Here is a 26,825-nt window from a genome sequence, read left to right on the forward strand (position 1 = left end):
GGCCGGGGTCACCGTCGGGGGGTTGAGGCGCGCGGTGGGTGACTCGTCGCAGAGCAAGGCGCCGACGGGGAACTGGACGCCGAGGAGACCTTGGCCTGGTTCGCCGCAGGAGAAGTGGCGAGAGCGGCATCACGGTGATCACGGACGGTCGGTGCTGGGGAGTAGCTCGTCGAAGCGGCGCCGACGCGGCGTAGCTCGGCCTCGGAGTCGACGAGTTCGGACTGGGCCGAGCTGACGAACTCCGAGGCGAAGCCGAACCGGTCGGCGAGCGCATACGCGTCGTCGTCCAGGTCGTTGACCTGTTCTCCCGCTGCTTCCAACGCCTCCCGGACACGCTCCAGCGCACCGTGCTCGGGGTGAAGGAGGTGGTCGACTGCCCGCTGAAGGCTGGCTCCGTCTTCGGCCGCACGGATCTGGTCCGTGATGCTGAGGAGTTCAGCTCCGGCGGCGTAGGGCCCCAGCGCATGCACCGGAGGGCTCATCCGGGCCGTGTCGAGGGACGGCGGAAGGGTGACGTCATAGCGAGCGGCTCGAAGCATCTCGGCCGCATGGCTGGCGATGGCGACCTGGTCGGCGAGCGGAGTGGTGGTGGGCAGGCGATGGCGTCGGCCGTGCCAGTCGTCGATCTGCTTGAAACCGGCGTGACGGAGGAGCTGCGCGGAGAGGTCATCAGTAGCGCCCTTGGCAACGACGCTGCCGCTGAACTCGGACGTGATGGTGATCGAGGTAGGCACGGAAGTCTCCGGGGCAGAGGGAGCGAAGGACCCGTTGGAGGTGGGCCAGTGGGCAGAGCGTCCGGCAAATGCGGGGTTTGGTCCGGCCGAGAATCGCTGGTAGAGGCCGCACGGTGGCGGTCAGCCGGGTGCCCCGCCGCAGCAGGGCACCCGGTCGGTCAGAAGAAGGGATTCTCTGTCGGCCGGTCGGCCCCGGTGGCGGCTCGGAGCAGTTCGGTGAGGTCTTCGGGCTCGGACGACCTCTGGTCTATCCACCACCCGGCACGGGTCACCGTACGAGCGTTCTCCTCGATCTCCGCCCACTCCGCTTCGCTGGTCGTACCTTCGGTGACCAGTGCGGTGTAGGCGTTGGTCAGGATCTGGTGACGACAGCGCACGCCCCAGGGAACGGCCCGCTCGGTCCCCTCCAGGGGAGGCATCCGGTACTGCTCGGACCAGGCTTCGGACGCCGTCTGCTCCTCGGCGCGCTTCGCCTTGAGCCAGGCAGCCTTGTCCTGCTCGTCGCCCTCGTTCGAGGCGCGCCAGCAGTCCGTGCACTCCTGCCTGGCGAGCCACTCGGCGAAGCCGGCGCGTCGGTCAGCCGGTCGGTCGGACAAGTCGCGGTCGGCATGGTGACCGCAGGTGTGGTCGATAGGCCAGATCGTCTTCACGGCCATGGAAGGGCCTCCTTGAGGAGTTGGATCAGCGGTCGCGGGAGTACGCGACGCGGGGGTCAACCGGCCGGACCGCCGGTGTGGAGACGGCGGCGGCGGGGACCGGCGCCCTGCCCGGGATTCCGGCACGGGCCGGGCTGGCGGCGAGCGCGGCGGCGCTCAGCGGAGACGCGCGGGCGGGACCACGACCGCGCTCACGGCCGGTGGTCGGCGTGGCAGCAGGGCGGGGCCGAGCCGTCACCTCTTGAGCGAGGCGGGGCTGCACTGCGACCTGGAGCCCCGAACGGTGCAGGGCCACCGTGGCGGCGGCGACTTTCCCCAGCGCCTCGACGCGATCGGTGGTCGCGGGGAGCGTGTAGATGTCCAGGCTCGAGTTGTGCCGCCAGCCGTCCTCCAACAGCGCCAGCCCGCTGAGGCCGGAGACACGGTCGTCGAAGGCTGCGACGATGCCGAGCTGCGGGTGGTCGGCGAAGGCGACGTCTGGTTCACCGAGCGGACCGCGGTCGCGTACCTGTGCCGTGTCGGGCGCCGGTGCAGGGTCAAGTGCGACGTCCACATCGACCTGGTAGCCGGCCTTGCGCAGCAGCTCGATGGCCCGGCTCGTACGGCCGTGTCCGTCACGGTTCTGGTCGGCCAGCGCGTACAACGTCGGCTGGTCGGGGACGGGATGGAAGTCGAATCCCCTGAGCATCCAGGTGCTGGCCGCGAGGTTCTTCGGGTTGGCGGCGACGATGCCGTGGACGGGGTGGTGGCCGAAGGCCAGGTCGGGCAGCACGTCGTAGTGGCTGGGCATGGCAGATCCATCCGAGGCGGGTGCGGTTGCAGGTGCGGGCGACGGGCGGATCAGTTCTGGGGGTGCGGTGCACGGAGGGCTCCTGGATCGCGGTCGGTCAGAGTCGGGGAGCGGGTGAGGAACTGACCGACGGCGGCGCGGTCCGCGCGGAAGACTCCGGCGGCGGACCGGTCGGGAGCACGAGCTGGCCGACCGACGGCGAAGGGGCGGGAAGTGGTCCAGCGGGAGTTGATGGGATCAGCCCAACGGAGTTGGTCCAGTCGGCATGATGATCGCCATGCAACCTGAAGTGCTCTCCGGTCTGATCGGTTTCGGCGGTGCCCTCGTGGGTGGTGCGGCGTCCTTCGGGGGCGTGTGGCTCACTCTGTCCCACCAGAGAAAGCTGGCCAGGGAGGCCCGTCTCGCCGAGATCGGCCAGGAAGCGGCGGACAAGGCCCTGAACGAACTGATCACGCTCGGGGAGTTTCTAAGTTCAGTCAGGAGTGACGTCGCCACGATGCCCACGGACGAGCGGGCGTCGTACCTGGACACCGTGTTCGGCCACATGGAGAACGTCGAGAGGGCTGTGGCCCGCATCCCGAACCGGGAACTCCGAGACCGTGTGAAGTCCCTCCTCATCGTCATGCGCCGGTTCCGGGCAGCGGGTGTCCGACACTTCTTCGCGGTGAGTTGGCTTGCGGAGCTGACGGACGAGCTGACCGACCTCTTGTCGGCCTACATCCGCTCCGATCCGCTTCCATCGCTCTCCTCCCGGACGGAAGAGAAGCAGCGCAGGGCCGCCCAGCACGAGCTGGCTCAGCGGCGTCGCTTCGAGCTGATGCAGGACCCCGATCCCGCCAACGTCGACCCCCGAGAGGAGGACGCCGACGACGATGGTCCGGCGACATGACTCCGGTCAGAACGGGTGCTTACGCTTTGGAATCCGGTGATCGGTCGGTTTGGTGCTGCCGTGACTCCGTGCTAGGGGTCATCGGGAGCGACCGGGAGCCGGCGGATTTGTTGCTGGGGATAGTGGAGGCACAGCGGTCGGCTCGCCACGGACGTTGTGAGTGGACCGGGTCAGGGCGACGCGCGCCCGCTCGCTTGGGGCTGGCCGTTCGGCGTCCGCCCGGTCAGCCAGGTATTCACCGGCGCGCACCAACGCCGCCCCTTGGACAGACAGTTCGTGTGCGTAGTGCCAGCCTTCGCTGTTGCGGTGCTCCTCAGCCCGCTCCTGGTAGAGGTGGAGCACGCTCGGCTGCGAACCGTCCATGAGCGCCATGACGTCGGCCCATTCGTGCCGCAACTCCTCCGCCCGGAACAGGATGGTGTCGATCCCGCGTATCCGACGGAGGTCGTCACTGATCGGCCCCTCGACGTAGTCGGGGCCGTCGGCGGCGGCGCGGACCCCGGCCAGCACCTCGGGTCCGTGGTCGAGGAACACTTCGGCGTGCTTCCACGCTTCGGCGTCTCGCTTGACCTTCCCGTCCCCGTAGACCTTGTCGTCCAGCGGCCAGCCGTCCGCGTCGCAGAGGGAGTCCGAAACCGCGTCCCAGGCGTCGCACGCCTCGTTGATCCCGGCGGCGGCCGAGGCCAGTGCCGGGAGGTGCCGTCGCCACGCCAAAGGGTCGGTGGCCTGCGACGGCTGGTTGTCACCGGAGGAAGGAGTGGAAGAAGCAGACATGATCGATTCCCGTTGCTGTGCTGGTCGTTGGGCTAGGCGGCCATGCGGGCGTCTGTGTCGAACAGCTCCCGCTCAGCCGGGTGGAGGATGTGCTGGGTGATGAACGAGCGGCCGGCGACCTTCCACAGACCCCGCCCCTTGGTCAGAGCGGACACGGCTTGGGTCTCGACGCCGGTCAGGCCGAGCAGAGAGGCAGCGGCGGCGAGCTGGTCGGGCTCCTGGCGGTAGATGATGCGCGTGCTGCAGTCCGCGAGGAGCCCCTCGGCAAGGACCCGGCCGCGTGAACCGGCGTCGCCCGCCGAGAGCAAGTCGCTGAGCCGGTGGATCACCATGAGGTTCGCGATGCCCAGCCCTCGGGAGAGCTTCCACTGGCTCTGCATCCGCTCCAGCAGACCGACGTGCCGCATCAGCCGCCACGCCTCGTCGTAGATCACCCAGCGCCGACCACCATCGGGATCACTGAGGGCTGACTCCATCCACGCGCTCGCGCACGTCATCGCGAGCACCAGTGCCGTGTCGTCACCGGAGCCGCCGAGACGGGAGAGATCGATGGACAGAATCGGTGTGGTCGGGTCGAACGACACGGTGCTCGGCGCGTCGAACATGCCGCTCAAGTCGCCGTGCACGAGCCGTCGCAAGGCATGGGCGAGGTCCTGGGCGGCTGAACCTAGGTGCCCCGCCTGGTGGCCGAGGGCCTGGTCGAGGCGCTCGGGGGAGCCAAGTACGTGCGCGATCTCGCCGAGCAGCGGCACCGTACCCCGGGCGGCGGCGGCGTCGGCGACGACCAGATCCAGGGCCAGGTCGAGGGCGGTGTGCTCCATCGGCAGCAGGTCGCGCTTCAGCACGGTGCGAGCGAGGCTGGCCAGCAGCAGCAGACGGCGCTTGCGAACCTCCGTGAACCAGTCCTCCTCGCTCACGGAGGCGGGACGGGCCGGGGCGTCCAGCGGGTTCAACCGGCCGGGGAGCCCGGGGCCCAGGGCGATGCTGTAGCCGCCGAGGGCCTGCGAGACGCCGGTCCACTCCCCCTTGGGATCGCAGGGGATGTAGATCCGGTAGCCGTGGGCGATCGACCGGGTGGCGATCGACTTCGCCAGCGCCGACTTGCCCATGCCGATGATCCCGGCCAGGACCGCGTTGGGGTTGGTGAAGCCCTCCACCCTGCCGCTGTTGTAGAGCGAGAACGGGTCGAAGCAGAAGGCCGCCTCCGCGTGCACATCGCGGCCGATGAATACCCCTTCGGCGCCCAGGCCGCCCTCGGCCACGAACGGGTACGCGCCGCTGGCTGTGGCGGTGGTCATCCGGTGGGCGGGCAGGGCGAGCTTGCCGCCGCGGGCGGAGGCCGGACCGGGGCGACCGGCGGGCGGGTAGGTAGGCCGCAGATCCGGGTCGAGGGTCTGCTCGGCGCGGTGCTTGGGCGGATTTCCGGCGAGGCGTGCCTGGCGGCGGGCTTCGGTGAAACCGGCTCGGGCGGCTCGCTGTTCGGCGCGTGTCGTCTTACGGGGCACGAACAGAGGGGAGGCGCTGGCGCGGGTACGGGGCATGAGCGTTTCTCCAGATGAGAGGTGGGTCAGCGGCGGACGAGGCCGGTGAACGGTGCGTGCAGGTCGGCCGGGGTGGTGCGCCGCCGGACGAGATGAGCGGTGCGCTGGTGGCGCTGGCAGATGGTCAGTTCCGGTGCTCCCTCCGGAAGGCCGGCCTGGCACGCCTCCGGTGCGGGGATCTCGCCGGAGTCCGGCCGGGACGCCGCGTGGTAGGCGGCGTGGAGGTGCTCGGCGGCCTGCCAGATGCGGGTGCGGGCGGTACGGAGCTGGTCGCCCTCGACCGCGACGAGCTGCCCGGTGCGACCGGTGTGGGCGTCGAGCAGCCCGTACAGCGAAACGAGGTGCGCGTGCAGGGCGTCCAGCTCGGCCCGGGTGGTGACCAGCGGGCCGCCCGGGATGTTGAGCGCCCGGTGGAAGTCGAGCGCGGCGGTGGCGAAGGGCACGAAGTCCTGCGCGGTCGGGCTGGCGGTGCGGGACATGAGGGTGCTCTTTCGAAGGGAAGGGTCAGGCAGCGAGCGCGAGCGGCAGGGCGGCGGCGGTGAACGCCTCGGCCTGCTGCCAGGTCAGCGGCCTCAGATCGAGCTGGGCGCCGACAGCGGCGGTTTCCACGACGGCGCAGGCGGTGCGCAGCTCGTCCTCGGTGTCGGCCGAGACGGTCAGCAGACCGGTCAGGGCGATGTCGGCGTGCCCGGCGATGAGCTGGCGTTCGCGGGACTTGATGTCCTGGTACTCGATCGAGTCCGCCTCGGAGTCGACCTGGCCGCGCCGGGCCCGTTCGGCGGCGTCGGCGATCACGCTGGACTTCTTGCGCTGCACGTCGCGCAGGGCGGCGTCGAGGTTCTTCGGCTCGTAGGAGAGCGACAGCGTGCGCCGCACCCCGCCGGTGAACAGGAGCTGGTGCAGGAAGCCGGCGCTGGTCTCGGTGCGCGGCCAGTTCTCCACCCAGTAGGTGGCGTGCACGGCGGAGTCGGTGGCGATGTGGTCCGCCTTCTCGACGACCACGACGGGGCCGGCGGCGGCGGGCTCGGCCTCGGGGCGACCGGCCGTGGACCAGCGGTCGAGTGTCGCCAGCGCCTTCGGGTCATAGGAAGTGCGCACCACGGCGGCGATCTCGCGGGCGGTGAGCCAGCCCGTCGGGGTGAGACCGGCGGTCCGCGCCGCCTGGTCGAACGTGGAGGTGAGCTGGGCGAGGACGCTGAAGGCACCGGTGAGACCGCCGCCAGCCTGGTTGATCAGCCGACGGGCCGCCTGGGTGTCCAGGGACACCGCGACGTACGCCTCGTGCGGGGCGGCTGCGGGACCGGCGCTCTGGATCAGCTCGTTGTAGATCGCGCCGGCCATCGGGGTGTCGGGGCGGCCGTGCTCTTCCCAGTAGCGGCGCAGCGCGTCGCCGGAGTCGGGGATGGTGCGCTCGATCACCTGGATGCGGGCGATCTGCCCGGTACGGGCGAGAGCTGCCAGCGCGCGTCCCCAGCCGCCGACGTTGGCCTGCTGGGTGCCGGGGTCGAGCAGGGCGTAGGCGCGGGAGGAGACCTTGACCACCGCGGTCAGCGTCCCGGTGTGCGGGTTGTGAACGGCGCCGTACTTGCCGTCGGGAGCAGTGGTCACGCGCAGGCTGGCAGCGGTGCCGGGAAGGTGGAGCAGTCCCTCGCGGGTCGGCCGGCGAGAGGGCCGGGTGAGCCAGACGAGCTGGCCTCGCATCCGGCGCAGCGCGTACCGGACGACGATCGGGGCCCAGTCCGCCAGAGCACGGCCTCGGTGGCGGACGAAGACGAGCAGGGCGATCACGGCCCACAGCGGGATGAGCTGGAGGGCGCCGACCACACCGCGGGCGAGGATCACGGCGAGAAGGAGAAGGCCGGTGAGCCCGGCGACGACCAACTGCGGGACGGACAGGCCGAGCAGGACGCCGCGCCTGCTGCGATGCGGGAACTTCACGGTGGGCGTGGAGGACTGGTGCTTGCCGGACATGGTGGTTCCAGACGGTGAGAGCGGGCGGAGGACGGGGCGCGCGGCGCTCTTCTGGACGTCATGGCGAAACCTTCCTGCTGGTGGGGGGGCGGGGGCGGGCCGTGGAGTGCGGCCCGCCCCCGGGGATGTGGGTCAGGAACCCGACGGCGGCTGGGTGGGATACACCCAGTTCGTCGGCGTCGCGGAGCCGGTGGCCGACGGACCGGACCCGGACGCCGGAGTGCCCGAGGCCGAAGGTCCGGGGTCGGCTGGCGGCATGGAGGTCATGTCGCCGCCCGGAGCCGATGCGGCTGCGAGGTGACCGGAGCCGCCCGCAACGCCTTGGGCAGTCGATTCGGACCCTTCCGGTTCGTCCTCGCCAGGACGTGTGATCAGCGGCGGGATCCCGGGGCGCTGGATCAGAGCCCGGCCCTTGTCGCCGCTCGCGTCCGGGTCTTCGCCGTACCGGAAGCGGGTCTGCTGCTTGGGCGGCCCGGCGTCGATGCCCTCCTTGCTGAGGTTGCCGCCGGAGGGGTTGATGCCGGAGGCGACGCCATCGGTGCCCGCGCCGGGGACCTGGTTCGGACCCTGCGGAGCGGGGGCGCCGGTACCGGCCCGCAGCGCGAGGCTGCCTGCGGTCTTCGCGGCTCCTGCGGCGACCGCCATGCCGGCGACACCGGTGCGGTGCATGTCGTCGTGGCCGCCGCCGTCGCTGGCCCAGTGAACGAACTTGTACGTCGCGTAGGGGCAGAGCAACACCAGGACCATCACGACGATGCCGGCCATCGCGTCGGACAGGGCCGCCATTCCGTTGCTGGCGTCGGTCTTGCCCATGGCGGAGACGCCGATCAGGAAGACCACGGTCATCAACAGCTTGGAGACGATCAGGGTGCCGGTGGCCTCGATCCAGCCGCGCCGCCACCGTTTGGCGACTTCCCAGCCGCCGCCCGCCCCGGCGAACACCGCGAGCGCGACCATGATCAGGACGCCGACCTTGCGGGCCACCATCACGCCCCAGTAGAGGAAGGCGCCGATCGCGCACCCGAAGGCCACCAGCGCGGGCACACCCCAGCCGAGGCCGTACATGGCCCCCATCTGATCAACCTTGATCACGCGGCGGATCACGTCGTCGATCGAGGTGTTGGCGGCTTTGAAGAGGCCGTCGGACAGTGCGTCCACCACGGTGATGGCGACGGTCGTGAAGGCGATGGCGGAGAAGCTGAAGAGGACTCCGGTCATGGTGCCGAACGCCGCCTTGGCGAGGGCACGTTCGTCGCGGCGCCAGGCCGCGGTCATGAGTTGGATGCAGAAGATGCCGACGGTCAGGGCGAGGCCGATGGGCAGCAGCAGCTCGTAGTTGTCGCGGAACCACCCGGCGTTGAGGTCGATGGCCGTCGTCTTGTTGACGGCCTTGGCGGCCAGGTCGGCCGCGCTGGACGCCAGCTCGCCCGCCGACTTCGCGATCCACGCGCCGAGACCGTCGGTGACGGTGCCGGCGGGGTTGGTGGCGAAGTCGACAGCGCCGCACACCTTGTCCATCAGCGGGAAGTCGCAGACTCCCATGGGTCGTACCTCCGTTCTGGGGCGAGGTTCAGGGCGCGACGGACGGCATGACGCCGACCAGGGCGCAGGAGTGGTTGGGTCGGCACTGGACCGCGAGGGTGGTGGACCGGCTCTCCGCGCCGCCTGCGGCCGAGCCCTTCCAGCGAATCGACTGCTTGCCGGAGACCGTGACGGCGTAGACGTACGCCTGGGTGATCGCCCCGGGGTCGTCCTGGAGGGCCTGGGTGAAGGCGTGCGGGAAGTGCCCCTCGTTGATCTTTGCGGTGGCGACCTGCTTGTTGGCCGCCATCTCCTTCCACAGCACGGCCGAGGGGACCGCCTGGTCGACGGAGGCCGGGTCGGCGTACTTCGACTCCGTGGTCAGCCAGCCGCGCAGCGCCTTGCGCAGCTCGGGCTGCGAGTACGCGCGGGTGTCGTACGACCACAACGCTGCGGCGGCGGCCTTCCCGTACGTGATCGGGTCGTGGGTCTTCGGCGGAACGGGCAGAGCGCGGGGCCGGGTGTGCGGCCCGGACGGTGTCGCGGGCGACGAGGACGTGGTGGGCGAACTCGGCGGTGGGGAAGCGGTATCGGAGGGGCTTCGGCCCTCGCGGGTGAGGTAGGCGGCCAGGCCGGCGAGGGCGACGAGCACCGCCAGGACGGCAGTGCCGAGCAGCGCCCGGCGGCGCACGCGAGATGCGCCGCCGGGGTGGGTGGAGTGCTGAGCCATCAGTGGACCTGCGTCCCGAGCGTCGAGAAGAACGCCACTACACCGTTGGCCGCACCGAGAAGAAGGGCCGCGCCCGCGCTGACCAGCACGCCCTTCTTACCGTTCGCCTCGGCCTGGTGACCACCGGAGTGGTGACCCCAGGCCCACACGCCCGCACTGACGGCTAGGGCTCCGACCACGGCGATGAGCCCGAACAGGTTGATCGAGCCCATCACCTGCTTGAGGACGTTGAGGCCAGGGAGCCCGCCCTCGTTGGGCTTGATTCCGGGGTCGTAGGCGAGCTGTATGACCTGTTCAGCGAGATACATGGGAACTCCAGTTCGAATGAGCGCACGCCAAAGCCCGGTGGGGCGAACCAGCGGTGCGAGGAGGAGGTGAGGAGGGGAGGAGCGCCGGTCAGACGACTCGGCGGGCCGCGAGAATCCGTGATTTCCAGGACGCGACGGTGGTGATCCGTACGACGTCACCGGTGTGCGGGGCGTGGACGATCAGGCCCTGCCCGATCGCCATCCCGACGTGTTCCGGTACGGCGGCCGTTCCCTCGGTGAAGAGGAGGTCGCCCGGCTTGAGGGCATCGACCGAGACGGCCTTGCCGTCCTTGACCTGCGTGTACGTGGTCCGCGTCAGGGTGACCCCGGCGGCCTTGTACGCGCCCTGCATCAGGGAGGAGCAGTCGCAGCGGCCCATCGGGTTTTTGCCGTGGGAGTCGGTGCACGTGCCGCCCCACTGATACGGGGTGCCGAGCTGGCCGAGCGCCCACCGGATCGCCGTCTGTACCTTCGGCGGCGCGGAGGCGGGGATCTTGTACTCGTCCGGCAGGGCGCCCGCCGGGATGGTGCCGAAGTCCGTCCCGTCGCCGTCCGCCGAACAACCGCTCGCGGAAGCTGGAGAGGGGCTGCCGGTGTCGGCAGAGCCGGACGGCGACGGGCTCGGCGATGCGCCGCCGGCCTTCTGCAGCAGGGGCTCGATGGCCTTCTGCAGGGCGGTGGCCAGCGGCTCCCATTTGGCGTATGCCTCGGGGAAGCCCGACTTCTGTACCGCCTGCGCGGCCTGGGTGACAGAGAGGGACTGCCAGCCGGAGACCTTCTTGAGCCCCTCGTAGAACTTCGTCGAGGCGTGCACCGGATCGAGGATCTGGCTGGCCGTACCCCAGCCCATCGACGGCCGCTGCTGGAAGAGACCCAGCGAATCGCGGTCGCCGTAGGTCAAGTTCCGCAGGCCGCTCTCCTGCAGCGCGGTCGCCAGGGCGACGACCTGCCCTCGGGCGGGGATGTTCATCGCGACGCCCGTGGCCTGGATCGTCTTGGCGTTGGGCACCTGGTCGGCTGGCGCGTCCAGGCCCGGCACGGAGACCGAGCCCTTGTCGCCGCCGTCCAGGATGGCCTTCACCTGCTTGGCGACGGCGGAGGCGTCCACACCCTGTGCACTGTCGGTCGAGCACGACGCCGAGGCGGTCCCGGCGCCGATGCCGAGGATCGGCAGTGCCAGCAGGAGTGGTCCGGTGGCGCACAGACCGACGAGGGCTCCCGTCGTCTTCTTCACGGCCGCCGCCGTTCAGCGCGACGGCGGTGCGGACGGGGCGACGGAGGTGGGTCGGGGCGCGGGTGTGCCAGGGCATGCTGCATCGCAGCGGCTCCTCGGTGTTCGAAGGAGACGCGGTGCCGACTTCTCGTGCAAAGCCGTCGGCACCGCGCCGATGTGCATCCGCCTCTCGGCGGGCCCGGGTCAGAGGAGTTGGTAGCTCCAGGACGCCGGTTTCAGGTCACGCGCGGCAGCCAGCCGCGCTCGTAATCTCAGGCAGTGCACAGGGGCCTCCTCACGGCGATCGCGGGCAGATGGGCAACATGCCTCCGACGCTGCTCGATTGGACGAGGCAGCACGGATAAGCACAGCTCAACGGGGGTGGAGCAGCGCTCCTTCCCGGTGGCACGGCGAGACAGTAGACCGGGATTCCGGCCGCGCCAAACGACTGCCATCCAGGGGCCCGAAGCAGGGAGTCACCTCGTTAGGCGCGGCCGGAATTCGGCGTTAACCTCCGCTGCAACCTCGCACCGGATGCACGCCGTTGAGCGCGTCCGGAGCAGGTCCAGACTCCGCCGCGCCCGAAGAGAGGCCCTCCCCATGAGCTACACGCTGCACCGAGGCGACGCCCTGACCGTCCTGAAGTCCCTCCCGGACGAGAGCGTCCAGGCGGTGATCACCGATCCGCCCTACAACTCCGGGGGCCGTACCAGCTCCGACCGGACCGGCCGCACCGCACGTGCCAAGTACGTCACGAGCAACTCGGCGCACGACCTCGCCAACTTCCCGGGCGAGAACCGCGACCAGCGCTCCTACCGCTCCTGGCTCACCGAACTTCTCACCGAGGCGTACCGGGCCTCGACCGAGCACGCGGTCGCGATGGTCTTCACCGACTGGCGACAGGAGCCGACCACCTCCGACGCCCTCCAGATGGCGGGATGGACCTGGAGCGGCACGATTCCGTGGATCAAGCCCTCCAGCCGGCCCCGCAAGGGCGGGCCGAAGCAGGACTCGGAGTTCATCATCTGGGGCGTCAAGGGCTCCCTCGACAACACCCGCGATCTCTACCTGCCGGGGCACTACATCGCCTCCCAGCCCCGCAAGGGCCGGGTTCACATCACCCAGAAGCCGGTCGAGGTCATGCAGCAGCTCGTCCAGGTCTGCCCCGAGGGCGGCACCGTCCTCGACCCGTTCACCGGCAGCGGCTCCACCGGGGTCGCGGCCCTGCGCGAGGGACGCCGCTTCGTGGGAGTTGAGCTGTCCGCGCACTACGCCGACGTCACCGAGGAGCGGCTGCGGGCCGAACTGACGAAGGACGACTTCGAGCTGGCCGGACCGGAGGCATGAGCGTGAGAGCGAAGAGAGGTCAGGGCCGGCGGCCCGCAGACGCCAAAGGGGCGGCTGGAGCATCGACTAACCGATGCACCAGCCGCCCCTCCTGTTACGTCAGGCCGCCTCGAACGCCCGCCGGATCAGCGGCGCCGCCTTCTCCAAGTCGACTGCCGAGACGACGCGGACCTCCAGGTCGCCGGTCCCGAGGTGCCCGATACCGCGCATGTCCCGGGTGAAGCCCTCCTCCAACTCGACCGCGTCCGGGTCGAGTCTGAGGTACACCAGGATCGCCTCGTGCTTCGGACGGAAGATCACCGACGCCACGTTCACCAACCGCCTATAGGCGATGTAGTGCCGCAGCGACGCCACCTCCACCTCGCCCCACGCCGTGAGCGCCTCGTCCAGCTCCGCGTACAGGTCCCGCAGGCACTCCGGCACCGCTCCGCCACCCGCAGGCGGAGAGACCGCCGAAGCCGTCGGCACACTGTCCGCCACGGGCGCCCGCTCCCGAACCCGGCGAGACGAAGCAGCGCTCGGGAAGCCGGTCGCGGAGTCCACGAGCAGCAGCCCCAGCAGGCCACCGTCGAAGATCCGGTAGCGCACCAGGTCGATCCGCTCGGGCAACCTCTGCACCGCTACCCGGTCGTGGTGCGAGAAGCCCGCCGCGATGCAGATCATCCGCGGACGACGCCAGTCGACGGACTCGGCGGCCTCCGCCCCCAGCACCTTGCGCACGAGCGCCTCGAACTCGTGGTGTGCCGACTCCAGCCAGGACAGGTAGGAGACCGCCTGGGACATCACCCCGCTGTCCGAGCCCTTCTTGAACTCGATCACCACCGGGCTGCCGTTCTCATCGAGTCCCAGGGTGTCGATCCGCCCTCGGTGCCAAGGCCCGGTCGGATACTCCGATGCCAGGAAACGGACGCCCAGCATCTGCTCCAGCCCGGCCTCGACCCGGCGCTGCAGCTCCACCTCCAGCGCCACCGTCGAACCGGTCAGCTCGATGTCCCGCCCGTCCGCGTCCTGCCGGAACATCATCAGCTCGGCCACCAGCGCCCCCTCCCGCGATCTCTGCAAGGAGGCCAATCGAACGAACGCGCCAGTTATTCCGCGTGACCAGGTCGCTCGCGAAGCAAGTAGAGGTGGGCCGCCGTCGAAGCGACGTCACCGGCTACGCAGATTTGTACGTGGAAGCCACCCCCTGATCTCCGTGTCGGCGTCCTCGACCTTCTCTCCCTGGACTGCGAGACCGCGGGCAATGGTGGCGTCGGGACAAGAGGCGGCGTAGTCGCGTTCGGTGGAGCCCAGACCGCTCATGGCGTAGGTGGTGACGGGGTGGACGGTCTTTCCGCGGAAGTCCAGTCCGTCAGTGAACGTGGTCATGATCATGGGGGCGCGGACGTTCCAGATCGGGCTGGCGAGCAGGATGGTGCCGTAGCTGCTCAGGTTGGGCAGTGTGCCCTTGATAGCGGGGCGGGCGTCACTGTTCTGTTCTCGGACGTTGCGCTTGACGGTGGCGTCGTAGTCGTGGGGGTAGGGTTCGGCGGGCTCGATGCGATAGAGGTCGCAGTCGATGAGGTCGTGGATCTTCCGGGCCAGGACTTCGGTGTTGCCGATCTTCAAGTCGGTGCGGTCGCCGTAGTAGTAGTTCTCTCCCGGCCGCGAGAAGTAGGCGAGCAGCACCTTGCCGCGACGTGGGCCGGTGGACTCGTACACCGACGACGTTGCGGTCTGGCCGGATGTCTGCCGGTTGGGGCTGGAAGTGCAGGCGGCCATCGCGGGAGTGGTCATGGCGGCAGCTCCGCTCACCAGCACGGCCCGCAGGAATGTGCGCCGCACGGGTAGCCGGTCGGTTCGCTTCACAGGACGGCTCCACAGGGTGGGGGCGGGTAGGAAGTAGGTGTGGGCGGCAGACCGACGGCGTGCCGCCCACGCTTGAGGGCCCGCGCTTCAGATCAGCTGTCGAGGCGGCGCTTGGCGAGCCAGGTGACGATCTCAGGGTCGTGGTGGTCGAAGAACAGGGACTGGCCGGTGTCGAGGGTGGCGATCTCGGCCATCTGCTCGTCGGTGAGATTGAAGTCGAAGACGTCGAAGTTCTCGGCCATGCGCTCCGCGCGGACGGACTTGGGGATGGTGATGACGTCGCGCTGGGTGAGCCAGCGCAGGACGACCTGAGCGACGGACTTGCCGTGCTCCTTGCCGATGCGGGCGAGGAGCGGGTTGGTGAACAGGTCGTTCTTGCCTTCGGCGAAGCCGCCCCAGGACTGGTGCTGCACGCCGTGTTCCCGCATGAGGGCGTGGTAGTCGGCGCGCTGGAAGAAGGGGTGGGTCTCGATCTGGTTGACCTGGGGCGTGATCTCGTTGTTGACGATCAGGTCGATCAGCCGGTCGGGGTAGAAGTTGGCGACGCCGATCGCGCGGGTCAGGCCCTCGCGGTGGGCGGCTTCCATGGCGCGCCACTGGCCGTAGACGTCGCCGAAGGGCTGATGCATCAGGTACAGGTCGAGGTGGTCCAGGCCCAGCTTGGCCAGTGACGTCTCCAGGGCCCGCTCGGTGTTGTCCTGGGCGGGGGCGTCCTGGACCCACAGCTTGGTGGTGACGAACAGTTCTTCGCGCGGGATGCCGCTGGAGGCGATGGCGCGGCCTACGGCTTCTTCGTTGCCGTAGGCCGCAGCGGTGTCGAGCAGCCGGTAGCCGGCGGCGAGCGCGTCGGACACGGCGCGCTCGGTGTCCTCGGCAGGGATCTGGTAGACGCCAAAGCCGAGCAGCGGCATGACGACGCCGTTGTTGAGGGTGACGGTCTTCATCAGGGGTGTCCTTTACCGTGCGAGGGCCGGTGAGGGGTGCCGGTCGTGGTCAGGGGCGGATGAGGGCTTTGAGGACCTGGCGGTCGGCCATGGCCTGGTAGGCGTCCGGGGTGCGGTCCAGGGGGAAGGTTTGGTCAAAGACGCGGCCTGGCGCGATGGCCCCGTCGAGGACATCGGGCAGCAACTGCTCGATGTAGGCGCGGGCAGGACTGGCGCCGCCGGTCAAGGTGATGTTCCGCATGAACTGAGCCGGGCCGACCGGCCCCTGCTCGTACTGCGGCACGCCAAGGCGACTGATGATGCCGCCATCGAGGACGGCGCCGAGCGCGGTGTCGAGGGTCTGGCGCGTGCCTACGGCCTCGATCACCTTGTCGACGCCGCCGCCGGTCAGGTCCTTGATGCGGGCGATGCCTTCCTCGCCGCGCTCGGTGACCACGTCGGTGGCACCGAAGTCGCGGCCGAGGTCGGTGCGCGCCTGGTGGCGGCCGGCCAAGACGATCCGCTCGGCGCCGAGGCGTTTGGCGGCGATCACCGCGCACAGGCCCACCGCGCCATCGCCGATGACGAGGATGGTGTCGCCGTGGCCAACGCCTGCGGTGACCGCGCCGTGGTGGCCGGTGGTCATCACATCGGACAGGGCCAGCAGGGACGGCAGCAGCGCGGAGTTCGCGTCTACCGGCAGCTTGACCAGGGTGCCGTCGGCCTGGGGGACGCGGACGGCCTCGCCCTGGCCGCCGTCGACGCCGTCGAATCCGTACCGGCCGCCGTGGCGGCAAGAGATGTGCAGACCCCTGGCGCAGTAGTCGCAGGTGTTGTCGCTGTAGGTGAACGGGGCGACCACCAGGTCGCCTGGCTTCAGCCCGGTCACGTCCGCGCCGGTCTCCTCGATGACGCCGAGGAACTCGTGCCCCATGGGTCGGCCGGGATCGGTGGTGGGCATGGAGGCGTAGGGCCACAGGTCGCTGCCGCAGACGCAGGAGGCGACGACCCGGACTACCGCGTCGGTGGGCTGGACGATCTTCGGGTCGTGCCGGACTTCGACGCGTACGTCTCCGGCTCCGTACATTACGGCTGCACGCATGACGGTGTTACTCCAAACGGGTGCAGGGGTGGGGGGTGCGGTCCCGGCGGGCGCGGGTCTTAGCGCTCGAGCATCCGGGCCTGGGCCTCGGTGTGGGTTTCTCCGGAGGCCGGCGGCAGGGCGGTCAGCACGTCGATCTGCTGCGAGGTGAGGGTGACGGCGTCGGCGGCGGCGTTCTCCTCGACCCGGGACACGCGCTTGGTGCCGGGGATCGGGGCAATGTCGTCGCCCTGGGCGAGCAGCCAGGCCAGGGCCACCTGTCCCGGCGTCGCGCCAACCTCGTCGGCAAGGGCCTTGACCTGGTCGGCAAGGTCCAGGTTGCGCTGGAAGTTCTCGCCGGTGAAGCGCGGGTTGTCGCGGCGGAAGTCGTTCTCGTCGAACTGGTCGGTGGAGCGCACCGTGCCGGTCAACATCCCCCGTCCGAGCGGGGAGAACGGCACCAGGCCGATGTTCAGCTCCCGCAGCACCGGCAGCACCCGCTCCTCGACACCGCGCGTGAACAGCGAGTACTCCGACTGCACCGCCGTGACCGGCTGGACGGCGTGCGCGCGACGGATCGTGTCCGGGCCCGCCTCGGAGAGTCCGAAGGCGCGGACCTTGCCCTCGGCGATCAGCTCGCCGACGGCGCCCGCGGTCTCCTCGATCGGCGTGTTCGGGTCGACGCGGTGTTGGTAGTACAGGTCGAGGTGATCGGTGCCGAGCCGCTTCAGCGAGCCCTCGACGGCCGTGCGAACGTTTGCCGGCGAGGAGTCCAGGTTCCACGGACCGTTGCCCCCGTGCGAGACCAGGCCGAACTTCGTTGCAAGGACCACCTGGTCCCGGCGCCCCTTCAGGGCCCGGCCGAGGAGGTCCTCGTTGGTGTAGGGGCCATAGATCTCGGCGGTGTCGATCAGGGTGACGCCCAGCTCCAGCGCCCGGTGCACCGTCCGGATCGACTCCGCGTCATCGGTGCCGGAGCCGGTGTAGCCGTGAGACATACCCATCGCGCCCAGCCCGATCCGGGAAACCTCCAGGTCACGCAGCTTGATGTACCGCATCTCGCCCTTCTTCCACATGGCAGGTGTCCAGCCCTTTCAACCTTCGACAGGCCGGGCACTTCGCGCCTACCGAACGTGGGACTGGGGTGTCTTGCTTCCTTCACCTTCGCCCGGATTGCGCGCGTGTGGCAGGGCGGGCTTTTCGGGGGTAACGACAGGGCCCCCCTCGCTGCCGCGCGGCGGGCGCACGGCGGGTGAAACTGGAGACATGGCATCGACGAGCGCACACAGCGAAGGCGCCGAGCTGGGCCGCTACCTGCGCGCCCGCCGTACCCAGACCGGCCCCGCACACGTGGGCCTCACGCCTGGGGCCGGAACCCGCCGCACCCCCGGCCTGCGCCGCGAGGAACTGGCCACCCTCGCCGGCATCAGCATCGACTACTACGTACGTCTGGAACGTGGTAAGGAGACCCGCCCAAGCCCCGCCGTCCTCGACGCTCTCGCCCGCGCCCTGCACATGGACGACCAAGAGCACCAGCACCTGCGCGAGCTCGCCGTCCGCGCTGCCCGTTACGTCGCTGAACCGCCGCCCGCACCCAGCCGTACTGTGCGACCCCACCTCAAGCTGCTGCTGGAGTCCCTGCGCCCGAACCCCGCGTACGTGATCAGCCGTAGTATGGACATGCTCGCGTGGAACCCCGGCGGTCTCGCCCTGTACGCGGGACTCGAAGACTGGCCCGCCAAGCACCGCAACCTCGCCCGCTACCTCTTCCTCCACCCCGCTGCCCGCGATCTCTTCCCCGACTGGGTCCGCCAGATCACGGCCTGCGTCGCCCGCCTGCGCGCCACCGCCGGCACCGCACCCGACGCGCCGGATCTGACCAACCTCGTCGGTGAACTGCTCCTCAAGAGTCCGGACTTCGCTGGCCTGTGGGAGCGCTACGAGGTGACCGGACGCAAACCCGCCCACAAGGCGTTCCAGCACCCACAGGTCGGCGCCCTCACCCTCACATCGCAGTCCCTCCACGTCGAGGGCACCCCTGGGCAGCGCCTCGGCGTCTACACCGCCGAACCCGGCAGCCCCGACCACGACGCCCTGCTGCTGCTCGACATGACCGCTCCTCGCCCCACGCACAGTACGGCTCCCGGATCGACGATGCCGGGGACCTCCTTGTAGGACAGCCGCGCCCTGCCGAGCGCCGCGGTGCGTGGGTGTTACTCGGCCGGGGCGGTGGGGAGGTGCTGGTCGGCGGCCCAGGAGGCGAGTATGCGCAGGCGGTCGTGGGTGGGGCTGCCGGCTTCGGCGGTCCAGACGACGAGTTGCTGGTCGGGGTCGGTGCTGGCGGTGAGGGTGTCCCAGTCGAGGGTCATTTCGCCGACGACGGGGTGGTTGAGGGTTTTGGAGCCGATGGCGAATGTGGCGACGTTGTGGGCGGCCCACCATTGGCGGAAGTCGCTGTCCTGGACGGAGAGTTCGCCCACGAGTGCGGTGAGGCGGGGATCGGCGGGGTTTTTCGCGGCCTCCATGCGGAACTGGGCGACCGCTGTGCGGGCAGCGTTCTCCCAGTCCGCGTACAGGGTCCGCATCGCCGGATCGGTGAAGAGAATGCGGATGTAGTTCCGCTGCTTTTCGGGGATCTGCGAGTAGTCCGTGATGAGGGCGGCGGCCAGCTGGTTCCAGGCGATGACGTCCATCCGCCGCCCCAGGACGATGGCGGGGGTGGTGGTGAGGTCGTCCAGCAGCCGCTGGAGCTGCGACTGCACTTTCTGGCGGGCGACGCGTCGCGGGCGCGGGGATTCCTTGCCCGCGAGGCCGAAGAGGTAGTTGGACTGCGCCTCGTCGAGCTGCATGACCTGGGCGAGGGCTTTGAGCACAGAAGCGGACGCTTGGAGTCGGCCCTGCTCCAGGCGGGTGTAGTAATCCGTTGAGATCGCCGCGAGCTGCGCCACCTCTTCCCGGCGCAGGCCCGGGACCCGGCGGGGTCGCTGGGGTTCGGGCAGGCCGACGGTGCGGGGGGTGAGTTCGGCCCGGCGGGCCTTGAGGAACTCGCCCAGCTCATTGAGTTGCGGGTCTGGACTCATGTCACCCAGTGTCGCATCCCCGGCCCGGAATGAAGGGGGGAGAGTTTCTTCCCAGGATGTTTCCTTCCCCGGAAAGAACTCTCCTCTTTTCCCTGCACCGATTCGGTGTGACAGTCGAAGAGAACCAACCGGAAAGCCCAGCCCTCGTCTTTCGGATGTGCGTCACGAAAGCCATTCGATGGTAGCCGCAGAGAAAGCGTGTGGCGAGTGCGGGATCTATCGGATCACTGAAGAGTTCGGGAGTGCGACGTTATGACGAATGAGCCCTCGGCCGCGCAGAAGTCGATCGGTGATGTCACACCGAAGCTCGCGGACCTCACCGACCGGGTGCTGTTCGGCGACGTGTGGGAGCGCGAAGGGCTGTCGCCGCGTGACCGCAGCCTGGTCACGGTCACGGCGCTGATCGCCCTCTACCGCACCGACCAGCTCGGCTTCCACCTCAAGCTCGCCCTCGACAACGGTCTGACCGAGGAGGAGCTGAGCGAGGCCATCACCCACCTGGCGTTCTACGCCGGATGGCCGAACGCGATGGGCGCCGCCGCACAGCTCAAAGCTGTGCTGGCCTCCGCCCGCGCGAACAGCTGACCCGGGCCTCCTGAGCCCTCACGTACTGACCCCTGGGAGATGACCATGGAGTTCGTCCAGCCCCGGCCCACCACCAAGGCCCCCGCCGAAGCGTTCACCGGCGACGTCTGGTTCGACGTCATCCACGCCGGCCAGGAGCCGTCCCGGCTCCGCGCCAACATGGTGCGCTTCTCACCCGGCGCCCGTACCGCCTGGCACCACCACGCCGTGGGGCAGACCCTCCACGTCACCGAGGGCGTCGCCCTGATCGGTACCCGCGACGGCACCGTCTTCGAGGCCCATCCCGGCGAGACGGTCACCTGCCCGCCCGGCGAGGAGCACTGGCACGGGGCCACCGAGGACCGGTTCATGCAGCACATCGCCCTGTGGGACGGCACCGCCCCCGACGACGACCGGCCCGAGACCACCTGGCTGGAGAAGGTCACCGACGAGCAGTACCGCGGCCCCCGCACCCGCAGCCGCTGAACCGCCCCCCACCACCCGCACCGGCACGCGCACGAAAGGACCACCCATGAACGCGACCATGACCGCCCTGTTCGGTGGCACCGGCCCCACCTGGGAAGCCCGCCAAGTCCCGATACCGCGACCCGGCCCCGGGCAGGTCCTGGTCAGGACCCGCGCCCTGGCCCTGAACAACGCGGACGGGTCCATGCTGGCCGCCGCCGACCCCACGAACGGCGGCACCGGTGAGGAGTACCGCGCCGGATACGAGTTCGCCGGGGAGATCGCCGCTGTCGGCGACGGCGTCGACACCCTCACCGAGGGGGCCCGCGTGATGGGCACCAGCCCCGCCGCGTTCGCCCAGTACGTCCTGGCCGACCACCGGCACGTGATGTTGATCCCCGCCGGCCTCGACGACGAGCAGGCGTCCGCGCTCCCCACCGGGCTGCTGACCGAGCACGGTGCCCTGATGGCCGGTGGCTTCACGGCCGGGCAGTCGGTACTGATCACCGGGGCGACCTCCAGCATCGGCCTGCTCGGGATCCAGATCGCGAAGGCCCTGGGAGCAGGGCAGGTAGTCGCCACGACCCGCTCGGCCGCCAAACGAGCACTGCTGACCGAGGCCGGAGCCGACACCGTCGTCATCACCGGCGAACAGGATCTGACCGACGCGGTACTGAAGGCCACCAACGGCGACGGGGTGGACCTGGCGCTGGACCACGTCGGCGGGCAGACGTTCGCCGCGTGCCTGCCGGCCACCCGGCCGGGCGGAGCGGTCGTCAACATCGGGCGCCTCGACCAGGCCGCCTCCACCATCGACCTGGATGCCCTGTCCTACCGGCGCCTGCGCCTGCACGGCGTGTCCTTCGGCCACGGCCGGCCCGCCGAGTTCGGCGCGGTGGTCGCCGCAGCCGCCGACCAGACCGGCCCGGCCCTCGCCGACGGACGGGTGCGCGCCGTCATCGACAGCACCTTCAGCCTGGAGGACGCGTCCTCGGCCGCCGAGCGGCTGCTCTCCCACCAGGCCCACGGAAAGATCGTCCTGACGGTCTCCTGACCCCCACGACCTGACCCACCGGACAACGCCACCACGGCCGTTGCCCCGCACACCCCAGCCGGTGGAGCCGGACCTCCGCCTCCACGGCCGGACCACTTCCCCCCTTTTCGAGCACCACACGAAAGTGAGCCACCCCCATGCGAGCCACGTTCATCCACGAAGCCGGCGATGTACGCGTCGACAACGCCCCCGACCCGGTCATCGAGCAGCCCACCGACGCCGTCGTACGCATCGTGCGCTCCTGCGTCTGCGGCAGCGACCTGCACTTCTTCCACAGCCTGACCGCCGCGGACGGTCCGATGCCCATCGGGCACGAGTTCATCGGCGTCATCGAGGAACTCGGCTCCGACGTCTCCGGCTTCAGCCGCGGCGACCTGGTCGTCTCCCCGTTCGCGTTCGCGGACAACACCTGCGAGTTCTGCCGCCAGGGCCTGCACACCTCGTGCGCCAAGGGCGGCTGGTACGGCTCGCCCGGCGTGGGCGGCGCCCAGGCCGACGCCATCCGCGTCCCCCAGGCGCAGGGCACCCTCGTCAAGCTGCCCAAGGGCGTCGACGACAAGCTCCTGCCCTCGCTGCTGACCCTGGCCGACGTGTACGGCACCGGCTACCACGCCGCCCACCAGGCCCACATCAAGCCGGGCGACTCCGTCACCGTCGTCGGCGACGGTGCTGTCGGCCTCCTGGCCGTCCTGTCCGCCAAGCAGATGGGGGCCGAGCAGATCATCCTCATGGGCCGACACAAGGCCCGCACGGACCTCGGCCGCGACTTCGGCGCCACCGACGTCATCGCCGAGCGCGGCGAAGAAGGCATCGCCAAGGTCCGCGACCTGACCGGAGGCCACGGCACCCGGGCCGTCCTGGAAGCCGTCGGCCACATGCCCGCCTACGAGATGGCCGTCGGCGCCGTCCGTCCCGGCGGCGTCATCAGCCGCGTCGGCGTCCCCCAGTACGAAGACGCACCCGTCGGCTTCGGCAGCCTCTTCGGAAAGAACGCCACCCTCACCGGAGGCCCGGCCCCCGTCCGCGCCTACATCGAGCGGCTGATGCCCGCCGTCCTGGACGGCACCGTCGACCCCGGCCGCGTCTTCGACCGCACCCTCACCCTGGACGAGATCCCCGAGGCATACCGCGCCATGGATCAGCGCGAAGCCCTCAAGATCATGATCACCCTCTGACCAACCCGGCCGCACGGTGGAGGCGAGCAGGCGAAACGCCGCTCGCCTCCACCGCGCGGCAGCCCCCACGAGGGCGGTGAACACCGATGACACAGGACGCACCATGACCCGATGGACCCCCGGCGAACTCGACCAACTCACCCGGGCGGACGAGCTCGTCATCTTCCCGGCCACCACCGACGAAACACCGCGCAACGGCACACCGATCTGGATGGTCGTGGTCGATGACGCCCTCTACGTACGCGCCTACCGGGGACGCGGCAGCCGATGGTTCAGCCACGCCCTGCAAGCCGGCCGGGGCCGGATCGAGGCCGGCGGACTCACCACGAACGTCACCTTCACCGACGCCCAAGGCGAGCACGCCGCAGCGATCGACCGCGCCTACCGCACCAAGTACAGCCACTACAGCGGCCAAGTCGTCGATCCGATGGCCGCCCCCGACGCGCACGACGCCACCCTGCGCGTCGAACCCGCCGCCCCCTCCGGGTGAACCCGGACCGGTGCGCGCACCGCGACGCGCACCGGCGACCCCGGGACCGCACCTGGGCCCTGTCCGCAGGCAAGACCACAGGCAGTGACCCGGCAACGCCCGGGAACACGCCGATCCTGTCCGCACAAACGTGCGCGCCCACGGACCGGGTGCGCCTTGTTTTCAGCCCGTTCCAGGAGTCCCGTCGTGCCCCTCTCTCCCGCTCTGCCCGCCGCCGCGGTGAACACTCCGCCGGGGAGGAAGACAAGGCCGGCAGCGGCACTGACCGCAGCCGTCCTCGGCTTCGCCGTCATCACCCTCGACGCACTCGTCGTCAACGTCGCTCTGCCCACGATCCGCACCGACCTCGGCGGCGGCCTCACCGGACTCCAGTGGGTCGTCGACGGCTACACCCTGCTCTTCGCCGGCCTCCTGCTCTCCAGCGGCGCGCTGTCCGACCGCATCGGCGCACGCCAGGCATACGGAGCCGGGTTCGCCCTGTTCATCGCCGCATCGACAGCGTGCGGACTCGCCCCGAACCTCGGCGCGCTGATCGGCGCCCGCCTTGTCCAAGGAGCCGGAGCCGCCATCATGCTGCCCGCCTCGATGGCCCTGATCCGCGAGGCATACCCCGAAGCCAAATCCCGCGCCCGCGCCCTGTCCATCTGGGCACTGGGCGGCACCGTCGGCTCCGCCGCAGGGCCCGTCGTCGGCGGCTTCCTCACCGAACTGAGCTGGCGGGCCATCTTCTTCATCAACCTCCCCCTCGGCGCGATAACCCTCCTCCTGCTCACCCGCATCGCACCCTCCCCCAAGCGCCCCACTCCCTTCGACACGGCCGGCCAGATCACCACCGTCCTGACCATGTGCAGCCTCACCTACGGAGTCATCGAAGCCGCCGACGCCGGATTCACCGCCCCCCGCGTCGTCGCAGCCCTCACCGTTGCCGCCGTGGCGCTCGCGGTGTTCCTCATCTCCCAGGCCCGAGGACACCACCCGATGGTGCCGCTGCCCCTGTTCCGCTCCCGCGGCGTCGTGCTGCCCGTGCTGGGAGGCTTCGCCTTCACCACCAGCTTCTACGGGCTCGTCTTCCTGCTCAGCCTCTACTTCCAGCAACTGCGCGGCCTGTCCGCCTGGCAGACCGGCCTCACCTTCCTGCCCATGACCGTCATCACCGGCCTCGTCAACCTCACCGCAGCCCGCACCGCCGAACGCTTCGGCCCCCGCGTCCCGATCGCCTTCGGCCTCGCCCTGATGGGCGCCGGCATGGCAGCACTGGCCACGATGCCCGCCACCGCCCCGATATGGCTCGTCATCATGCTGATGATCCCCGTCGGCATCGGGGGAGCACTCGCGGTACCGTCCCTCACCGCCGTACTCCTGGACAACGTGCCCGCCGAACGAGCAGGCACCGCCAGCGGCGTACTCAACACCTTCCGCCAACTCGGCGGCGCCCTCGCCGTCGCCATCTACGGCGGCCTGCTGGCCACCAGACCCACCTTCCTCAACGGCATGCGCACCAGCCTTCTCATCTCCACCGCACTCCTGATCACCGTCGCCGCCGCCAGCCTGGCCCTGAAACCCGACAGCAGGGAAACGGCTTAAGGTCTTCCTCACCTTCGACTGACCAACTGCCAGGCCGATATGCCTGGTTGTGGTGCGTCTAACCGCGCTGCCGTCTGGGGACCATTAATCGGCCCCAGGCACGAGTTGGTCACCTTAAGAGGAAGGTCCTGCGGGGGGCTGATGCTGATGTTGCGCCGGTTGTGGGGACACGACAACCTCGTCGGACGGCGCACTATTTTGGTAGCGACGGCTCCGCCAGTGCAGGCGGAGGGGTTACTGACAGCCGTGAGGAGACGTGCTCCGGTGGACAACCGGTGGACAGACGCCTTTGGACGAGTCAATACGAGGCCGCACGAGATAGGCGGCCATACATGTTCTGATCAGCCACGACGTCACTGGGCAGTATGGCGCGGCACTACTCGACATGAACGCTCTCGGTCTCGTAATGCGTAAGTCTCGCTACCTGGCGTGTACCCACTGCACCACTACCTGAGTCGGCCGCAAGAGCGCCAGATCAGCCTGAAAGTTGGCCTACCCCAACGGCTATCAGCCAAGTCCTACGGGGACATCCCAGGGACTTTTCAGGGACTTTCACGTCTGTCCCAGGGAGGTTCCAGGGACTTTCCGCCGCGTAAGCAGGGAAGGCCCTGACAGCGCTGAAAGACTCGAACGCGCTGGTCAGGGCCCGTTTCCCTAGCACTCGATGATGTTCACCGCGAGCCCGCCGCGGGCCGTCTCCTTGTACTTGACGGACATGTCCGCGCCGGTGTCCCGCATCGTCTTGATGACCTTGTCCAGGGACACCTTGTGCGAGCCGTCGCCGCGCAGCGCCATCTTCGCGGCCGTGACGGCCTTGACCGCCGCCATGCCGTTTCGCTCGATGCACGGGATCTGGACGAGGCCGCCGACCGGGTCGCAGGTCAGGCCGAGGTTGTGCTCCATGCCGATCTCGGCCGCGTTCTCCACCTGCTCCGGGGAGCCGCCGAGCGCCTCGGCGAGCGCGCCCGCCGCCATCGAGCAGGCGGAGCCGACCTCGCCCTGGCAGCCGACCTCGGCGCCGGAGATGGAGGCGTTCTCCTTGAAGAGCATGCCGATCGCGCCCGCCGTGAGGAGGAGGCGGATCACGCCGTCCTCGTCGGCGCCCGGCACGAAGTTCACGTAGTAGTGCAGGACCGCCGGGATGATGCCGGCCGCGCCGTTCGTGGGGGCCGTCACGACCCGGCCGCCCGCCGCGTTCTCCTCGTTCACGGCCATCGCGTAGAGGGTGATCCACTCCATGGCGAGGGCCTTGGGGTCGCCCTCGGCGCGCAGCTTGCGGGCCGAACCCGCCGCGCGGCGGCGGACCTTGAGGCCGCCGGGCAGGATGCCCTCGTGGGACATGCCGCGGGAGACGCAGGACTGCATGACGCGCCAGATGTCGAGGAGACCCTCGCGGATCTCGTCCTCCGTACGCCAGGCCTTCTCGTTCTCCAGCATCATGGCCGGGATGGACAGGCCGGTCTCCTGCGCGAGGCGGAGCAGCTCGTCGCCGGTGCGGAAGGGGTACTTGAGTGACGTGTCGTCGGGGACGATCGGGTTCGCGCCCTCGACAGCGTCCTCGTCGACGACGAAGCCGCCGCCCACCGAGTAGTACGTCTTGGTGAGCAGTTCCTTGCCGTCGGCCTTGCCATCGGCGCCGTACGCCCACAGCGTCATGCCGTTCGCGTGGTACGGGAGGGCCTTGCGGCGGTGCAGGACGAGATCGTCGTCGTACGAGAACGGGATCTCGTGGGCGCCGAGCAGGTTGAGGCGGCCCGATTCCTTGATCGCCTCCACGCGCTCGTCGGCGTGCTCGACGTCGACCGTGCGCGGGGAGTCGCCCTCCAGGCCGAGCAGCACCGCCTTCGGGGTGCCGTGCCCGTGCCCGGTCGCGCCCAGGGAGCCGTACAGCTCGGCGTGGACGGCGGAGGTGTGGGCCAGCAGGCCCTCGTTCTTCAGGCGCCGCGCGAACATGCGGGCGGCGCGCATCGGGCCGACCGTGTGAGAGCTGGACGGGCCGATGCCGATCGAGAACAGGTCGAAGACCGAGATGGCCACGGGTTCCTCCAGGGGACGGTACAGAAGTGGTGCGGGGCACCGCGCACTGT

27 protein-coding genes are annotated in these 26,825 nt (G+C 69.8%); 9 read left to right on the forward strand and 18 right to left on the reverse strand.

Features of this window, described 5'->3' with window-relative positions; genetic code table 11:
- Positions 1 to 8 precede the first annotated feature (8 nt).
- The 3 genes from ACWD2L_RS08625 to ACWD2L_RS08635 all read right to left on the reverse strand — a co-directional run bounded on the left by ACWD2L_RS08625 (position 9) and on the right by ACWD2L_RS08635 (position 2,180).
- A complete protein-coding gene (locus tag ACWD2L_RS08625; protein WP_451187999.1) occupies positions 9 to 734 on the reverse strand; it encodes a hypothetical protein in 726 nt (241 codons plus the stop codon).
- 158 nt (positions 735 to 892) lie between these two features.
- Positions 893 to 1,390 carry a hypothetical protein gene (locus ACWD2L_RS08630; RefSeq protein ID WP_200717982.1) on the reverse strand — a complete coding sequence of 166 codons (498 nt, stop codon included), beginning with the start codon at positions 1,388 to 1,390 and terminating at the stop codon, positions 893 to 895.
- A 25-nt stretch (positions 1,391 to 1,415) separates the two neighbouring features.
- Entirely contained in the window at positions 1,416 to 2,180 is a 765-nt protein-coding gene (locus tag ACWD2L_RS08635; RefSeq protein ID WP_451188002.1) for a hypothetical protein, read from the reverse strand.
- A 277-nt stretch (positions 2,181 to 2,457) separates the two neighbouring features.
- On the opposite strand from ACWD2L_RS08635, the gene ACWD2L_RS08640 reads away from it, so the two are divergent.
- On the forward strand, positions 2,458 to 3,069 hold the full coding sequence (locus ACWD2L_RS08640; RefSeq protein WP_451188005.1) for a hypothetical protein: 612 nt from the start codon (positions 2,458 to 2,460) through the stop codon (positions 3,067 to 3,069).
- A gap of 78 nt (positions 3,070 to 3,147) precedes the next feature.
- On the opposite strand, the gene ACWD2L_RS08645 is transcribed toward ACWD2L_RS08640, so the two are convergent.
- From ACWD2L_RS08645 to ACWD2L_RS08680, 8 genes are all read right to left on the reverse strand, one after another.
- Complete coding sequence (locus ACWD2L_RS08645) at positions 3,148 to 3,843, reverse strand: hypothetical protein (protein WP_451188007.1); 696 nt, start codon at positions 3,841 to 3,843, stop codon at positions 3,148 to 3,150.
- A gap of 32 nt (positions 3,844 to 3,875) precedes the next feature.
- Positions 3,876 to 5,384 (reverse strand): ATP-binding protein, encoded by a 1,509-nt coding sequence (locus ACWD2L_RS08650; protein ID WP_451188011.1) that lies wholly within the window; start codon positions 5,382 to 5,384, stop codon positions 3,876 to 3,878.
- A 26-nt stretch (positions 5,385 to 5,410) separates the two neighbouring features.
- Positions 5,411 to 5,863, reverse strand: coding sequence for a DUF6238 family protein (locus ACWD2L_RS08655; protein ID WP_451188013.1), 453 nt, complete (start codon positions 5,861 to 5,863; stop codon positions 5,411 to 5,413).
- Between the two features lie 25 nt (positions 5,864 to 5,888).
- The gene (locus ACWD2L_RS08660; protein WP_451188015.1) at positions 5,889 to 7,355 is read right to left on the reverse strand and encodes an SCO6880 family protein; all 1,467 of its coding nucleotides are present in this window, start codon (positions 7,353 to 7,355) and stop codon (positions 5,889 to 5,891) included.
- Positions 7,356 to 7,487: 132 nt separating this feature from the next.
- Positions 7,488 to 8,897, reverse strand: coding sequence for an SCO6881 family protein (locus ACWD2L_RS08665; RefSeq protein WP_451188018.1), 1,410 nt, complete (start codon positions 8,895 to 8,897; stop codon positions 7,488 to 7,490).
- Between the two features lie 28 nt (positions 8,898 to 8,925).
- Positions 8,926 to 9,606 carry a hypothetical protein gene (locus ACWD2L_RS08670; protein WP_382085183.1) on the reverse strand — a complete coding sequence of 227 codons (681 nt, stop codon included), beginning with the start codon at positions 9,604 to 9,606 and terminating at the stop codon, positions 8,926 to 8,928.
- A complete protein-coding gene (locus tag ACWD2L_RS08675; protein WP_011029048.1) occupies positions 9,606 to 9,914 on the reverse strand; it encodes a DUF6112 family protein in 309 nt (102 codons plus the stop codon). The genes ACWD2L_RS08670 and ACWD2L_RS08675 overlap by 1 nt, the downstream gene beginning before the upstream one ends.
- A gap of 88 nt (positions 9,915 to 10,002) precedes the next feature.
- On the reverse strand, positions 10,003 to 11,148 hold the full coding sequence (locus tag ACWD2L_RS08680) for a C40 family peptidase (RefSeq protein WP_451188022.1): 1,146 nt from the start codon (positions 11,146 to 11,148) through the stop codon (positions 10,003 to 10,005).
- Between the two features lie 579 nt (positions 11,149 to 11,727).
- Here ACWD2L_RS08680 and ACWD2L_RS08685 point away from each other — a divergent pair.
- Entirely contained in the window at positions 11,728 to 12,474 is a 747-nt protein-coding gene (locus ACWD2L_RS08685; protein ID WP_451188025.1) for a DNA-methyltransferase, read from the forward strand.
- A gap of 99 nt (positions 12,475 to 12,573) precedes the next feature.
- On the opposite strand, the gene ACWD2L_RS08690 is transcribed toward ACWD2L_RS08685, so the two are convergent.
- From ACWD2L_RS08690 to ACWD2L_RS08710, 5 genes are all read right to left on the reverse strand, one after another.
- The gene (locus ACWD2L_RS08690) at positions 12,574 to 13,509 is read right to left on the reverse strand and encodes a DUF5655 domain-containing protein (RefSeq protein ID WP_451188027.1); all 936 of its coding nucleotides are present in this window, start codon (positions 13,507 to 13,509) and stop codon (positions 12,574 to 12,576) included.
- A 114-nt stretch (positions 13,510 to 13,623) separates the two neighbouring features.
- Entirely contained in the window at positions 13,624 to 14,322 is a 699-nt protein-coding gene (locus ACWD2L_RS08695; protein WP_451188030.1) for a flavodoxin, read from the reverse strand.
- Between the two features lie 92 nt (positions 14,323 to 14,414).
- Entirely contained in the window at positions 14,415 to 15,266 is an 852-nt protein-coding gene (locus ACWD2L_RS08700) for an aldo/keto reductase (protein WP_451188032.1), read from the reverse strand.
- A gap of 49 nt (positions 15,267 to 15,315) precedes the next feature.
- Positions 15,316 to 16,347, reverse strand: coding sequence for a zinc-binding dehydrogenase (locus ACWD2L_RS08705; protein WP_451188034.1), 1,032 nt, complete (start codon positions 16,345 to 16,347; stop codon positions 15,316 to 15,318).
- Between the two features lie 59 nt (positions 16,348 to 16,406).
- Positions 16,407 to 17,384: an aldo/keto reductase gene (locus ACWD2L_RS08710; RefSeq protein ID WP_451188036.1), complete on the reverse strand. Its 978-nt coding sequence runs from the start codon at positions 17,382 to 17,384 to the stop codon at positions 16,407 to 16,409.
- A gap of 208 nt (positions 17,385 to 17,592) precedes the next feature.
- On the opposite strand from ACWD2L_RS08710, the gene ACWD2L_RS08715 reads away from it, so the two are divergent.
- Complete coding sequence (locus tag ACWD2L_RS08715; protein ID WP_451188039.1) at positions 17,593 to 18,501, forward strand: helix-turn-helix transcriptional regulator; 909 nt, start codon at positions 17,593 to 17,595, stop codon at positions 18,499 to 18,501.
- A 38-nt stretch (positions 18,502 to 18,539) separates the two neighbouring features.
- On the opposite strand, the gene ACWD2L_RS08720 is transcribed toward ACWD2L_RS08715, so the two are convergent.
- Positions 18,540 to 19,406 (reverse strand): helix-turn-helix domain-containing protein, encoded by an 867-nt coding sequence (locus tag ACWD2L_RS08720; protein ID WP_451188041.1) that lies wholly within the window; start codon positions 19,404 to 19,406, stop codon positions 18,540 to 18,542.
- A gap of 252 nt (positions 19,407 to 19,658) precedes the next feature.
- On the opposite strand from ACWD2L_RS08720, the gene ACWD2L_RS08725 reads away from it, so the two are divergent.
- The 6 genes from ACWD2L_RS08725 (at position 19,659) to ACWD2L_RS08750 (ending at position 24,738) form a co-directional block, all read left to right on the forward strand.
- Entirely contained in the window at positions 19,659 to 19,991 is a 333-nt protein-coding gene (locus ACWD2L_RS08725) for a carboxymuconolactone decarboxylase family protein (RefSeq protein WP_451188044.1), read from the forward strand.
- Positions 19,992 to 20,036: 45 nt separating this feature from the next.
- On the forward strand, positions 20,037 to 20,456 hold the full coding sequence (locus ACWD2L_RS08730) for a (R)-mandelonitrile lyase (RefSeq protein WP_451188046.1): 420 nt from the start codon (positions 20,037 to 20,039) through the stop codon (positions 20,454 to 20,456).
- Between the two features lie 46 nt (positions 20,457 to 20,502).
- Positions 20,503 to 21,489: a quinone oxidoreductase family protein gene (locus ACWD2L_RS08735; RefSeq protein WP_451188049.1), complete on the forward strand. Its 987-nt coding sequence runs from the start codon at positions 20,503 to 20,505 to the stop codon at positions 21,487 to 21,489.
- Positions 21,490 to 21,626: 137 nt separating this feature from the next.
- Positions 21,627 to 22,664 (forward strand): alcohol dehydrogenase catalytic domain-containing protein, encoded by a 1,038-nt coding sequence (locus tag ACWD2L_RS08740; protein WP_451188051.1) that lies wholly within the window; start codon positions 21,627 to 21,629, stop codon positions 22,662 to 22,664.
- A gap of 103 nt (positions 22,665 to 22,767) precedes the next feature.
- Positions 22,768 to 23,154: a DUF2255 family protein gene (locus tag ACWD2L_RS08745; protein ID WP_451188054.1), complete on the forward strand. Its 387-nt coding sequence runs from the start codon at positions 22,768 to 22,770 to the stop codon at positions 23,152 to 23,154.
- A gap of 186 nt (positions 23,155 to 23,340) precedes the next feature.
- The gene (locus ACWD2L_RS08750) at positions 23,341 to 24,738 is read left to right on the forward strand and encodes an MFS transporter (protein ID WP_451188056.1); all 1,398 of its coding nucleotides are present in this window, start codon (positions 23,341 to 23,343) and stop codon (positions 24,736 to 24,738) included.
- 654 nt (positions 24,739 to 25,392) lie between these two features.
- Here the strand turns inward: ACWD2L_RS08750 and ACWD2L_RS08755 are convergent.
- Positions 25,393 to 26,775, reverse strand: coding sequence for an L-serine ammonia-lyase (locus tag ACWD2L_RS08755; protein ID WP_351335338.1), 1,383 nt, complete (start codon positions 26,773 to 26,775; stop codon positions 25,393 to 25,395).
- Positions 26,776 to 26,825 lie beyond the last annotated feature (50 nt).

This window comes from Streptomyces sp. NPDC002754, assembly GCF_053592315.1.

Bases quoted from the DNA above. Each gene is read 5' to 3' on its own strand.
- ACWD2L_RS08635 (WP_451188002.1), bottom strand. From the start codon at position 2,180: ATGCCCAGCCACTACGACGTGCTGCCCGACCTGGCCTTCGGCCACCAC.
- ACWD2L_RS08655 (WP_451188013.1), bottom strand. From the start codon at position 5,863: ATGTCCCGCACCGCCAGCCCGACCGCGCAGGACTTCGTGCCCTTCGCC.
- ACWD2L_RS08645 (WP_451188007.1), bottom strand. From the start codon at position 3,843: ATGTCTGCTTCTTCCACTCCTTCCTCCGGTGACAACCAGCCGTCGCAG.
- ACWD2L_RS08730 (WP_451188046.1), top strand. From the start codon at position 20,037: ATGGAGTTCGTCCAGCCCCGGCCCACCACCAAGGCCCCCGCCGAAGCG.
- ACWD2L_RS08735 (WP_451188049.1), top strand. From the start codon at position 20,503: ATGAACGCGACCATGACCGCCCTGTTCGGTGGCACCGGCCCCACCTGG.
- ACWD2L_RS08630 (WP_200717982.1), bottom strand. From the start codon at position 1,390: ATGGCCGTGAAGACGATCTGGCCTATCGACCACACCTGCGGTCACCAT.
- ACWD2L_RS08705 (WP_451188034.1), bottom strand. From the start codon at position 16,347: ATGCGTGCAGCCGTAATGTACGGAGCCGGAGACGTACGCGTCGAAGTC.
- ACWD2L_RS08650 (WP_451188011.1), bottom strand. From the start codon at position 5,384: ATGCCCCGTACCCGCGCCAGCGCCTCCCCTCTGTTCGTGCCCCGTAAG.
- ACWD2L_RS08660 (WP_451188015.1), bottom strand. From the start codon at position 7,355: ATGTCCGGCAAGCACCAGTCCTCCACGCCCACCGTGAAGTTCCCGCAT.
- ACWD2L_RS08665 (WP_451188018.1), bottom strand. From the start codon at position 8,897: ATGGGAGTCTGCGACTTCCCGCTGATGGACAAGGTGTGCGGCGCTGTC.
- ACWD2L_RS08670 (WP_382085183.1), bottom strand. From the start codon at position 9,606: ATGGCTCAGCACTCCACCCACCCCGGCGGCGCATCTCGCGTGCGCCGC.
- ACWD2L_RS08715 (WP_451188039.1), top strand. From the start codon at position 17,593: ATGGCATCGACGAGCGCACACAGCGAAGGCGCCGAGCTGGGCCGCTAC.
- ACWD2L_RS08740 (WP_451188051.1), top strand. From the start codon at position 21,627: ATGCGAGCCACGTTCATCCACGAAGCCGGCGATGTACGCGTCGACAAC.
- ACWD2L_RS08675 (WP_011029048.1), bottom strand. From the start codon at position 9,914: ATGTATCTCGCTGAACAGGTCATACAGCTCGCCTACGACCCCGGAATC.
- ACWD2L_RS08725 (WP_451188044.1), top strand. From the start codon at position 19,659: ATGACGAATGAGCCCTCGGCCGCGCAGAAGTCGATCGGTGATGTCACA.
- ACWD2L_RS08685 (WP_451188025.1), top strand. From the start codon at position 11,728: ATGAGCTACACGCTGCACCGAGGCGACGCCCTGACCGTCCTGAAGTCC.
- ACWD2L_RS08720 (WP_451188041.1), bottom strand. From the start codon at position 19,406: ATGAGTCCAGACCCGCAACTCAATGAGCTGGGCGAGTTCCTCAAGGCC.
- ACWD2L_RS08700 (WP_451188032.1), bottom strand. From the start codon at position 15,266: ATGAAGACCGTCACCCTCAACAACGGCGTCGTCATGCCGCTGCTCGGC.
- ACWD2L_RS08710 (WP_451188036.1), bottom strand. From the start codon at position 17,384: ATGCGGTACATCAAGCTGCGTGACCTGGAGGTTTCCCGGATCGGGCTG.
- ACWD2L_RS08640 (WP_451188005.1), top strand. From the start codon at position 2,458: ATGCAACCTGAAGTGCTCTCCGGTCTGATCGGTTTCGGCGGTGCCCTC.
- ACWD2L_RS08745 (WP_451188054.1), top strand. From the start codon at position 22,768: ATGACCCGATGGACCCCCGGCGAACTCGACCAACTCACCCGGGCGGAC.